The sequence below is a fragment of the Streptomyces sp. NPDC104096 genome (assembly GCF_055584385.1).
Genome location: NZ_JBVJMD010000111.1, coordinates 1 through 10,696 on the forward strand (window position 1 = coordinate 1; position 10,696 = coordinate 10,696).

11 protein-coding genes are annotated in these 10,696 nt (G+C 70.1%); 9 read left to right on the forward strand and 2 right to left on the reverse strand.

Annotated elements, in window-relative coordinates; translation table 11 throughout:
* Positions 1 to 107 precede the first annotated feature (107 nt).
* The 9 genes from ACZ60B_RS41785 to ACZ60B_RS41825 all read left to right on the forward strand — a co-directional run bounded on the left by ACZ60B_RS41785 (position 108) and on the right by ACZ60B_RS41825 (position 7,913).
* On the forward strand, positions 108 to 752 hold the full coding sequence (locus ACZ60B_RS41785; RefSeq protein ID WP_469397028.1) for an HAD family hydrolase: 645 nt from the start codon (positions 108 to 110) through the stop codon (positions 750 to 752).
* A 92-nt stretch (positions 753 to 844) separates the two neighbouring features.
* Positions 845 to 1,594, forward strand: coding sequence for a VC0807 family protein (locus ACZ60B_RS41790; protein ID WP_469397030.1), 750 nt, complete (start codon positions 845 to 847; stop codon positions 1,592 to 1,594).
* Positions 1,595 to 1,660: 66 nt separating this feature from the next.
* Entirely contained in the window at positions 1,661 to 2,884 is a 1,224-nt protein-coding gene (locus ACZ60B_RS41795; protein WP_469397033.1) for an MFS transporter, read from the forward strand.
* The gene (locus ACZ60B_RS41800) at positions 2,835 to 4,007 is read left to right on the forward strand and encodes an acetoin utilization protein AcuC (protein WP_469397035.1); all 1,173 of its coding nucleotides are present in this window, start codon (positions 2,835 to 2,837) and stop codon (positions 4,005 to 4,007) included. Before ACZ60B_RS41795 ends, ACZ60B_RS41800 begins: the two co-directional genes overlap by 50 nt.
* Positions 4,008 to 4,164: 157 nt before the next feature.
* On the forward strand, positions 4,165 to 4,980 hold the full coding sequence (locus ACZ60B_RS41805; protein WP_469397037.1) for a phosphatase: 816 nt from the start codon (positions 4,165 to 4,167) through the stop codon (positions 4,978 to 4,980).
* 131 nt (positions 4,981 to 5,111) lie between these two features.
* Positions 5,112 to 5,324, forward strand: coding sequence for a helix-turn-helix domain-containing protein (locus ACZ60B_RS41810; protein ID WP_015658719.1), 213 nt, complete (start codon positions 5,112 to 5,114; stop codon positions 5,322 to 5,324).
* A gap of 131 nt (positions 5,325 to 5,455) precedes the next feature.
* The gene (locus tag ACZ60B_RS41815; RefSeq protein ID WP_003948845.1) at positions 5,456 to 5,554 is read left to right on the forward strand and encodes a 30S ribosomal protein bS22; all 99 of its coding nucleotides are present in this window, start codon (positions 5,456 to 5,458) and stop codon (positions 5,552 to 5,554) included.
* A gap of 212 nt (positions 5,555 to 5,766) precedes the next feature.
* On the forward strand, positions 5,767 to 6,828 hold the full coding sequence (locus tag ACZ60B_RS41820; RefSeq protein ID WP_469397040.1) for an NAD-dependent epimerase/dehydratase family protein: 1,062 nt from the start codon (positions 5,767 to 5,769) through the stop codon (positions 6,826 to 6,828).
* Positions 6,829 to 6,842: 14 nt separating this feature from the next.
* Positions 6,843 to 7,913 carry a lysophospholipid acyltransferase family protein gene (locus ACZ60B_RS41825; protein ID WP_469397042.1) on the forward strand — a complete coding sequence of 357 codons (1,071 nt, stop codon included), beginning with the start codon at positions 6,843 to 6,845 and terminating at the stop codon, positions 7,911 to 7,913.
* An 82-nt stretch (positions 7,914 to 7,995) separates the two neighbouring features.
* Here ACZ60B_RS41825 and ACZ60B_RS41830 read toward each other — a convergent pair whose 3' ends face one another.
* Complete coding sequence (locus ACZ60B_RS41830; RefSeq protein ID WP_469397045.1) at positions 7,996 to 9,228, reverse strand: DUF5667 domain-containing protein; 1,233 nt, start codon at positions 9,226 to 9,228, stop codon at positions 7,996 to 7,998.
* Positions 9,229 to 9,465: 237 nt separating this feature from the next.
* Positions 9,466 to 10,278: an ECF subfamily RNA polymerase sigma factor, BldN family gene (locus ACZ60B_RS41835; RefSeq protein WP_469397047.1), complete on the reverse strand. Its 813-nt coding sequence runs from the start codon at positions 10,276 to 10,278 to the stop codon at positions 9,466 to 9,468.
* Positions 10,279 to 10,696 lie beyond the last annotated feature (418 nt).

Below are 10,696 nucleotides of genomic sequence, written 5' to 3' on the forward strand. Positions count from 1 at the left end.
GTACTGCAGGGGGGACCCTGTGGGAGAGTAGGACGCCGCCGAACAAATTTTATGGAAAACCCCCGTGCCATTCGGCACGGGGGTTTTCTGCGTTTAGGCTCGATCCCATGCGCTACGACCTGGTTATTTTCGACAACGACGGAGTCCTCGTCGACAGCGAGCCGATCTCCAACCGGCTGCTGGCGGCCTATCTGACGGAACTCGGGCATCCCACCTCGTACGAGGACTCCATCCGTGACTACATGGGATCCGCGATGCACCGGATCCACGACCTCGTCCAGGAGCGCACGGGCCGGCAACTGCCCCCGGACTTCGACGACGTCTTCCACGCGCGGGTGTTCGCGGCCTTCGAGCGGGAGTTGAAGCCCGTGCCCGGAGTCGCCGACGTCCTGGCGAAGCTGACGGCGGACGGCGTGCCCTACTGCGTGGCCTCGTCGGGCAGTCACGAACGGATCCGGGTGGGACACCGTACGACCGGGCTCGACCGCTGGTTCGACGAGGACAGGATCTTCAGTTCCCAGGACGTCGGGCGGGGGAAGCCGGCGCCGGACCTGTTCCTGTACGCGGCCGAACGGATGGGGGTCCCGCCGCAGAAGTGCGTCGTCGTCGAGGACAGCCCCCTCGGGGTGCAGGCGGCCGTCGCCGCCGGGATGGACGTGTACGGCTTCACCGCCATGACACCCGCGGAGCGGCTTGCCGGGGCCACTCAACTCTTCTCGGATCACGCCGAGTTGGCTGACCTGCTGATGTGACCCCGGGCAGCGCGGCGCGCTGACATTTGTCATGCGGAGCTCGGGACGATCGTTTCTACTGGCCGACCCCGCCCGAGCGGGAAGCTGAGGGCATGACGACGAACACCGAGAGCAAGAGCCAGAGCCAGAGCCAGAGCAAGGCCGCCAACTTCGCGCCGCTCCTCGTGGACGTGGCGGTGCCGATCGGGTCGTACTACCTGTTCAAGAACGGGTTCGGGACGAGCACGCTGACGGCGCTCGGCCTCAGCAGCGTCGCGCCGGCCATGCGCACCGTGTGGAGCCTGGCCAAGGAGCGCACGGTCAACGCCTTCGCCATGCTGATCCTCTGCGTCAACGTGGTCGCCCTGCTGCTCAGTTTCGTCGCCGGTGACCCGCGGCTGATGCTCGCCAAGGACAGCGGCGTCAGCAGCGTCATCGCCATCGGTGTCCTGGTCTCCGTGGCCCTGGGCAGGCCGATGATGACCCCTGCCATGAAGCCCTGGCTGGTGAAGGGCGACGCGGGGCGGGAGGCCGCCTGGGCGCGGCTCCAGGCGGGATCGCCGGCCTTCCGGCGGGCCGAGCGGGTCTTCTCGCTGGTGTGGGGTGTGGTGCTGCTGGCGGAGTGCGCCGTGCGGGTCGTGGGTGCCTACACGCTGCCCGTGGACACGATGGTCTGGCTCGGTTCGGTGATCCTCGTCGTCGGGATGACCCTCGGGTTCCTCGTCAGCGGCGCGCTTGCCGCCGGTCCCATGGCGCACATGGTCATCGCCGAGGCCAAGTCCGAGGGTGCGGTGGTCGGTTGCGGCTCGGCCGCGGCCGCCGGGACCTGCGGTCCCGTCGCCGCGGTCGCCGCCACCAGGTAAAGCTGAGCGAAATTCATCTTTGGCTTGATCTACCCAGGGGTAGCCCGGGGCCCTACGCTCGCCGCCATGACAGATGTGCTGCGGCGCGGTAGGGCCTCGTTGGCGTTCAGTTTCTTCGCCCAGGGCGCCGCCTTCGCCCTGCTCGTGACGCGGATCCCGGCCATCCAGGACCGGTACGGCGTCTCGGACGCGCTCCTTCCCGCCTTCCTCGCCGCCGTGCCCGTCCTCGCGGGCGTCGGCAGTGTGACGACCGAGCAGCTGGTGAAGCGAATACCGCCGAGCCGGCTGCTGCGCTGGTCCCAGCCGGTCGTGCTGCTGGCGCTGCTCGGTGTCGGCGCCGGGGACCGGATGGTCGAGCTGGGGATCGCGCTGGCCGCGTTCGGGCTGGCCGTGGGCGCGCTGGACGCGTCGATGAACATGCTCGGGGTGAGCCTCCAGCGGTCCTACGGGCGCAGCATCATGCTCAGCTTCCACGCCGTGTACAGCCTGGGCGGGATCGTGGGCGCCTCACTGGCGTGGGCGGGCGCGCACTGGCATCTGGCGCTGTGGGTGTCGTATCTGCCGGTCGTGGCGGTACTGCTGCCGGCCGCGCTGGTCGGGAGCCGGTGGTACGTCGACGGGGACCCCGCGCCGGTGGACGGCGAGAGCGGTGCCGACGGGGCTGCCGGGAGCGGTCTGGTGTTCAAGCTGCTGCTTCCGCTGTGCCTGGTGATGACCTTCGCGTACATCGGTGACTCGACCGTCTCCAACTGGAGCGCGAAGTACCTCCAGGACACCCTGGGCAGCTCGGAGCAGCTGGCGACCGTCCCGTACAACGTGTACATGGTGACGACGCTGCTCGGGCGGACGATCGGGGACTTCGGCGTACGGCGGTTCGGGGCCGCGGCGGTGGTGCGGGTGGGCGCGCTGGTCGCGGCGGCCGGGTTCGCCGTGGTGGCCGGGGCGCCCGGGGCGTGGGTCGGGATGCTCGGGTTCACCTTGCTGGGTCTGGGGCTGTGCGTGCTGGTGCCGCAGACCTTCGCCGCCGCCGGACGGCTGTTCCCGGGGGCGTCGGACGCGGCGATCGCGCGGCTCAACGTCTTCAACTATGTCGGATTCCTGATCGGTTCGCCTCTGGTGGGCGCGCTCGGGGACGCCTGGAGCTACCGCGGTGCCATGCTCGTGCCGATGGTGTTGGTGCTGGTGACGTTGGTGTACGCCAGGTCGTTCGCCGCGCGATCGGACCGATACGGTGGCGGGCATGAGCGGCCGCGCACAGCTGATGTGGGACGAGGCAGTAACGGGCTATGACTTCGGCCCGGACCATCCGATGGATCCGGTCCGGCTCGCCCTGACCCGGAGCCTGGTCGGCGCCTTCGGGCTCGACAAGGACATCGACGTGGTCGCCGCGAAGCCGGCCGGGGATTCGACCCTGCGGCTCGTCCACCGGGGGGACTACGTCGAGGCGGTGAAGGCCGCGTCGGCGGATCCCGCGGCGGCGGACCAGGCGTACGGGCTGGGGACGGAGGACGATCCCGCCTTCGCCCGGATGCACGAGGTGTCGGCGCTGATCGCGGGGCAGTCGGTGGGGGCGGCGGAGGCGGTGTGGCGCGGGGACGCGCTGCACGCGGTGAACTTCGCCGGCGGGCTGCACCACGCGATGCCCGGCTCCGCCTCCGGGTTCTGCGTCTACAACGACGCCGCGATCGCGATCGCGCGACTGCTGGAACTGGGCGTCGAGCGGGTCGCGTACGTGGACGTCGACGTGCATCACGGTGACGGAGTGCAGGCGGCCTTCTGGGAGGACCCGCGGGTGCTGACGATCTCGTTGCACGAGCACCCCAGGACGCTCTTCCCGCAGACGGGGTGGCCGCAGGAGACGGGCGCGGAGGGCGCCGAGGGCACGGCGGTGAACGTGGCGCTGCCGGCCGGGACCGGGGATTCGGGGTGGCTGCGGGCGTTCCACGCGGTCGTACCCGAGCTGATCGCGGACTTCCGGCCGCAGGTGCTGGTGAGCCAGCACGGGGCCGACACGCACTTCGAGGACCCGCTCGCGCATCTGGCGGTGTCGCTGGACGCGCAGCGGGCCGTGCAGCTGGCCTGTCACGAGCTGGCGCACACCCATGCCGACGGGCGCTGGGTCGCGCTGGGCGGGGGCGGCTACGCCGTGGTGGAGGTCGTGCCGCGGTCGTGGACGCATCTGGTGAGCATCGCGGCGGGGCGGGAGATCGCTCCGGAGACGGTGATTCCGGAGAGCTGGAGGCAGGAAGTGTTCGCGCGGGCACGGCAGTTGGCGCCGATGCGGATGACCGACGGGCGGTGGCCGGTGGCTTGGGCGGAGTGGGAGTCCGGGTATGACCCGGCCGACCGTCTGGACCAGGCGGTGCTTGCCGCGCGGCGGGCGGTGTTTCCCCTGCGGGGGATGTTGGCGTAATCGCTCCGCCGGGAGTGGTGTGTGGACCTGCTGGTCCGTCGGGGTCGGTCGGGCGGTTCCCCGCGCCCCTGCCGGGGCGGGGGCGGGGTTAGGCCAACTGTGGGGTGTTCGGGGTTTTTTCGGGTGGGGGTGGGGTGGGTGCGTCAGCATCGCTCTCGTGTTGAGCATCGGCGCTCTGCGCGCCCATCTGCTGACCGCGCATCTGGCCGGACCCGTGGCCACCTCCCGGGAGGAGAGCCTGCGGAGCTATCGGCTGTTCGCCGCCCGTGATCCCCGGGTGCTGATCGGGCTCGATCCCGAGTGGTCCTGGTCGCAACGGGATCTGATCGGGCTGATGGCGGACAAGTGCGGGGTCTCGGGCGACCCCGACTGTGTCTCCGGCCATGACGTGATCGACCCGGAGCGGACCCTGGCAGCCCTCGACGCCTTCGCCGACCGGCTCGCGGCGGCCGCCCGGCGGGGTGCTCCCGTGCTTCTCGGCACCGGGCACCCGCACCGTCTGCTCGGTTTCTACGCCGCGCTTGCGGACGCGCTGTCGGCGGCCGGATGTACCGTCATCGTCCCAGCGAAGGGTCACTGTGTCGACATAACGACCCGGTTCGGTCTACGCACGTACAACCTTGATTACGTACAGGGGGTCGCGCTCGTAAGGGAACCCGACGCCGAACGCCCCGGTTGTGAGCCGGGCGCACACACGCACTCGCCGCTCCCGGTTCGTACCGCGCTGGCCGGGGCGGCCGACGCCGGCGGGCCCCTCCCGGAGTTGGTCATCGGGGACCACGGATGGGTCTGCGGGGCAGGTCAGCTGGGGTTCGAGGCGATCGGTCTGGCCGACACCGACGACCCCGCGCTCTTCGTGGGGGAGGCCGAGGGCTCCGTGTCGGTGGTAGTTCCACTTGATGACGCGGTGCGATCCGATTACTACCGTCCGCTTACCCGCTACGTACTCAATCGAGCGTGTCTGTCACAGTAGGCCGCGGATGGGTGCACCTCTTCCCCACTCGCATCACCCGCCCCTAGTCTGGGGAGTGAGCACGCAACGACGAAGAGTCACCGGAAGGGGAAGCCGGTGGCCGTCGAGTGCGGAAGGTTCAGGTGGGTGTCATGGGTGCAGCTGGCGAGAGGCCTCTGAACGAGGTTCAGTTCCTTACCGTGGCGGAGGTCGCCTCGGTGATGCGAGTGTCGAAGATGACCGTGTACCGGTTGGTGCACAGCGGTCATCTGCCCGCGATCCGGGTGGGGAGGTCTTTCCGCGTCCCGGAGCAAGCGGTACACGAGTACCTCCGTGAGAGCTATGTGGGGGTGGAGACAGCCTGACGGCTGTTCCGGGAAGGCCCGGAAACACCTCGATTACGACCTCAGCGCTCGGGCGGGTAGGCTAGCCCCTCGTAGGTCGTATGGGCCCATGGCGCCCAGCACCGAGTGATGAGAAGTGAGCGAGGGTAGTCGTGGGCTCTGTTATCAAGAAGCGGCGCAAGCGGATGGCCAAGAAGAAGCACCGCAAGCTGCTCAAGCGCACGCGCGTTCAGCGTCGCAACAAGAAGTAGGCGACAGCGCGAAAGCGTGTCACTGTGGCCCCCCACCGCGATCGGTGGGGGGCCACAGCCCTATCTGGAACCCGTGTTCGGAACCACTGTTTTGCGACACTCGCCGTCGCTTCGCGCATCGCGCGGTCATCACAGCGCAATATCGACCCGCTAAGTTGACCGCATACGGGGAACGCAGGCAGGGTGCGAGGTCGGGAAGGAAGGCGCTGATCTTGGGCAAGGTCGTGCTCGTGACCGGGGTGGCCCGTCAGCTGGGGGGCCGGTTCGTCCGGCGCATCCAGCGCGACCCTCAGGTGGACCGGGTCATCGCCGTGGACGCCGTCCCGCCCGAGCACCATCTCGGGGGCGCCGACTTCATCCAGGCCGACATCCGGCAGCCCGCCATAGCGCGGGTGCTCGCCGAGACGAACGCGGACACGGTCGTCCATCTGGACGTCACCGCCACCGCCCTCGGCAGCGGCAGCCGGACCACGGTCAAGGAGACCAACGTCATCGGCACCATGCAACTGCTCGGCGCCTGCCAGAAGTCCCCGACCGTCAAGCGGCTGGTGGTGAAGTCCAGTACGAACGTCTACGGGTCCGCGCCCCGCGACCCGGCCGTGTTCACCGAGACGATGCCGCCCAAGTCGCTGCCCAGCGGCGGCTTCGCGAAGGACACGGTCGAGGTCGAGGGGTACGTACGGGGGTTCGCGCGGCGGCGGCCCGACGTGGCCGTCTGCGTCCTGCGGTTCGCCAACATCCTCGGCCCGACCGCGGACACGCCGCTCGTCTCGTACTTCGCGCTGCCCGTGCTGCCGACCGTCCTCGGCTACGACCCGCGGCTCCAGTTCGTGCACGAGGACGACGTGGTCGAGGTGTTGCGGATCGCCTCGCACGAGCCGGCCCGCGGCACCCTCAACAGCGGGACGTTCAACATCGCCGGGGACGGCGTCCTGCTGCTCTCCCAGTGCTCCCGGCGGCTCGGCCGCCCCACGGTGCCGCTGCTGCTTCCCGCGGTCACCTGGGCGGGTTCCCTGGTGCGTACGCTGGGGATGACGGACTTCTCGCCCGAGCAGATCCGGCTGCTCACCCACGGCCGGGTCGTGTCGACCGACCAGATGCGCGAGACACTGGGATTCACGCCGAAGTACACGACCGCGGAGACCTTCGCGGACTTCGCCCGCAGCCAGGGACCCGGGCTGCTGCCGCCGGAGGCCCTCGCGGGGGCCGTCGACCGGATCGCCGCGCTGCCCCTCGCGGGCGGCGGACACCCCCAGACGCCGAGCGCCAACTGAGGAGCGCACCAACGATGGCGGACGCCAAGGTCATTCCGTTCGACGACGACCGGTCCCGCGGGAGCGCCGTGCAGCGGCCGTCGCGGCGCCGCGGTGCGGGAAGCCGGCGCAAGAGCGGTGAACCCGCCCTGGTCCGTGAGGTGCAGCAGGTGCAGCCCCTGCCGACCTCCGCGGCCGGACAGGATGATGATGTTCCTGTGACGCACGAGGAGCAGCCCTTCCAGGGACCGCGGGACGGCGCGGGCAGCGGTCTGGAGCGCCGGGTGGCGAGCGGGCTGGCGTTCCTGCGCCGCCGCCTCACCGGGGACTACGAGATCGACGACTTCGGCTACGACGAGGAACTCACCGACCAGGTCCTGATGTCGTTGCTCCGGCCGGTGTACGACAAATACTTCCGGGTCGACGTCAAGGGCATCGAGAACATCCCGGCCGAGGGCGGCGCCCTGATCGTGGCCAACCACTCCGGCACGCTCCCGCTGGACGGCCTGATGATGCAGGTCGCCGTGCACGACCATCACCCGGCGGGCCGGCATCTGCGGTTGCTCGCCGCGGACCTGGTCTTCGTGCTGCCGGTGGTCAACGAACTGGCGCGCAAGCTCGGCCACACCCTGGCCTGCACCGAGGACGCCGAACGACTGCTCGCCCAGGGCGAGGTGGTGGGGGTGATGCCGGAGGGCTTCAAGGGCATCGGCAAGCCCTTCAGCGAGCGCTACAAGCTCCAGCGTTTCGGCCGGGGCGGCTTCGTCTCCACGGCGCTGCGCCAGGGCACTCCGATCATCCCCTGCTCGATCGTCGGGGCGGAGGAGATCTATCCGATGATCGGCAACGCCAAGACCCTGGCGCGGCTGCTGGGATTCCCGTACTTCCCGCTCACGCCGACCTTTCCGTGGCTCGGTCCGCTGGGCGCGATCCCGCTGCCGACGAAGTGGACGATCCAGTTCGGCGAGCCGATCGCCACGGACGGCTATCCGCCGGAGGCGGCCGAGGACCCGATGCTGATGTTCAATCTGACCGACCAGGTCAGGGAGCAGATCCAGCACACGTTGTACAAGCTGCTGGTGCAGCGCCGGTCGGTGTTCTTCTGAGTTCCCCGTAGCCGGGTACGGCGATGGGGGCGGCCTTCCCGGGAAGGCCGCCCCCATCGCCGTACCGCTGTCTCCGTCGTGTCTAGCCGGCGTCCTGGCTGTCGATGCCCAGGCCGGGCAGCAGGCCCGGGAGCAACGGCGGGAGGGTGACGTCGGGTTGGCTGATCGACGGGCTCGTGGACGGGGAGGCGCTGGCGGTGTCCTTGGGCGGGTCGAGCAGACCGCCGGTGCTGCCGCCGAGCAGCCCGTCGCCCTCGCTGCCGGTGCCGGCCGACTTGCTCGGCCCGCCGGTGCCGGAGCGGCCGGTGTCGGAGGTGCCGGAGCCGGTGCTGGGCGAGGCCGACCGGTGGGCGTCGGGCGAACCGTCGGACGTCGAGCCGGGGCTCTGCCGTTGGCTTCCGCCGGTCCGGGCCGGTGCCTGCGGGAGCATGGACTTCAGCGGGGCGACCTCTTCGTCTATGGCGTCGAACACGGACGACACCTGGTCGCTGACGTCCCCGAGCTGGACCGGGAGCTGTTCGCGCAGTGCGCCCCAGGCCTCCCGGTGGGAGTTGGAGAACGTGGAGAGGGCCTGGATGGGCCCCAGGGACTCGGGGTCGCGCTCGTAGGCCGCGTGCAGCAGTCGGTGGCCCTCGGTCGCGTCGTGCTGCATCCCGGACAGGGTGCGGCGGACCTCGCCGAGGGACTCGTGGTCGAGGGGGCCGCTGCGGCCGCGCTCCATCAGCCGACGTGCCTCGCTCAGCCGGGTGGAGGCCTGGTCGAGGTAGGAACGGCCGCGTTCGTCGTCCCCGTCGGTCAGATGGTTGAGCTTGAAGTCCTCGATGCCGCGTTTGAGTCCGTAGAGCGAGTCGCCGGGCAGCGCGTCGGAGCTGGCGGAGGCGACTCCGCCGAAGGCTCCCGCGGCGACGCCGACGCTCAGTCCGCCCGCGGTCAGGCCCTTGGCCAGGCGGGAACGTGGCCGGAACTTGCCGAGTCCGGTCGCCCGGTGTGCGCCCCGTGACCTGGAGCGCTGCTCGGGCACCGGAGTGTCCGTCGCCCCGCCGCCCAGCGTGCCCTCGCGGAGCATGGTCTCCATCGCGGCCACCAACCGGGCCCGTTGGACGACCTTGACCTCCGGGTCGAGCGCCGGTTTGGGCAGTGCGCCGAGACCGGTGGCGAAGGTCAGCAGCTGACCCTGCTCGGTCTGTTCCGCAGCAGCCGGGGACGACGGAGCCGGTCCTTCGGACTGCTCGGCCGCCGTGCCCAGGTCGGACAGCTCCTCCAGGGCCTGGGCGAAGGCGTTCGCCCGCCGGTGTGCCGATACGTTCGCGATCACTGGCGGCACCTCCTCTCGTCATGACGGTCGGCTCCCCAGGGGGTCCTGGGGGTTGCACACCCTGACCATGTCCATACGAACGAGTGATCTAAGTCGGCCAGGGAGTGACCACAGGGAGCCTGCATCCCGCACAACGAGCGGCGCGGCACTTGGGTTACGGACGACGGATGATCGGATCGCGAAGTCAACGGTCTTTCACTGAACGTGAGTTGGTGGTTGCTGAGAGTGTCCGCCGGTTCAGCGGGCGTCGTCCGGTAGGAGCCGGGCCAGGGTGCGGACGGCGCGGTACTGGAGGGTCTTGATGGCGCCCTCGTTCTTGCCCATCACCCGGGCGGTCTCGGCGACGGAGAGCCCCTGGAGGAAGCGGAGCGTCACGCACTCCTGCTGCTGGGGGTTGAGCCGGCGCACGGCGTCGAGCAGGGCGGCGTTGGAGAGGGACTCCAGGACGGAGTCCTCCGGGGAGCGCTCGACCTCGTTGGCGTCGAGCATCTCGCCGGTGGTGACCTCCAGCCGGAAGCGGCTCGACTTGAAGTGGTCGGCGACGAGGTTGCGGGCGATGGTCACCAGCCAGGCGCCGAAGTCGCGGCCCTGCCAGGTGAAGGTCCCGATGCGGCGCAGGGCGCGCAGGAAGGTCTCACTGGTGAGGTCCTCGGCCGTCGCCTTGCCGCCCACCCGGTAGTAGATGTAGCGGTACACGGTGTCGCTGTACTGGTCGTAGAGCCGGCCGAAGGCCTCGGTCTCGCCGGACTGGGCGCGCTCCACGAGGTCCATCATGCGGGCGCTGTCGCTGTCCGCGGCAGGGCGGCGGACGGTGGCGCCGGTACCGGTACCGGCGCTCGCCGAACGTCCTCGTCTGCCGACCGTGGCGCTGCCCTCCGCCAGTGCGTAGCACGGGCCGAGGGGGGTGGTGGTGGCGAAGGCGGGGGCGTTGTGGCCGACGGGGACGGGGTACGCGGTGGGGACGAAGCCGCGCAACAGATCTTTGACCGTAGCGACCGTTGCGCGCAGCGTAGCCAGGCCCGAGGCGTCAACCCCGACGTGTGGGTACACGGGACTCCCAGAGGCAGAGCTTCCATCACGTGCAGTGCGGGACCGTTCACCCGTCGTAGCGACGGAGGGGTACCGGTTTGCGTCTGAGGAGAATAACGCTTCGTGCAGGCACTGCTACACCCAGTTGCTCAAATCGTCGATTACGTCGCTTCTACAACTGATTGGCGTCCGATCGAGTACCGGAGAGTGAGCGATTGCTGATCGGAAATCTTCGGGTTGAGGGTGGGTGCAGGCGTGTTGTGGCCGGGTCGGGCGGAGAGGACTGGACAGGGCGGGGGACGGGTACGTCCCCGCGAATGGCCGGGTCGTGAGCGGGTGTGACCGAATCGGGGCGGGGGGGGGGGGGGGGGGGCCGCCCCCCCCCCCCCCCCCCCGCCGCCGCGGGGGGGGGGGGGGGGGGGGGGGGGGGGCGGGCGCC

Excerpts from the sequence above, each read along its gene's own strand:
- ACZ60B_RS41785 (WP_469397028.1), top strand. The coding sequence starts at position 108 with ATGCGCTACGACCTGGTTATTTTCGACAACGACGGAGTCCTCGTCGAC.
- ACZ60B_RS41790 (WP_469397030.1), top strand. The coding sequence starts at position 845 with ATGACGACGAACACCGAGAGCAAGAGCCAGAGCCAGAGCCAGAGCAAG.
- ACZ60B_RS41795 (WP_469397033.1), top strand. The coding sequence starts at position 1,661 with ATGACAGATGTGCTGCGGCGCGGTAGGGCCTCGTTGGCGTTCAGTTTC.
- ACZ60B_RS41800 (WP_469397035.1), top strand. The coding sequence starts at position 2,835 with ATGAGCGGCCGCGCACAGCTGATGTGGGACGAGGCAGTAACGGGCTAT.
- ACZ60B_RS41810 (WP_015658719.1), top strand. The coding sequence starts at position 5,112 with ATGGGTGCAGCTGGCGAGAGGCCTCTGAACGAGGTTCAGTTCCTTACC.
- ACZ60B_RS41825 (WP_469397042.1), top strand. The coding sequence starts at position 6,843 with ATGGCGGACGCCAAGGTCATTCCGTTCGACGACGACCGGTCCCGCGGG.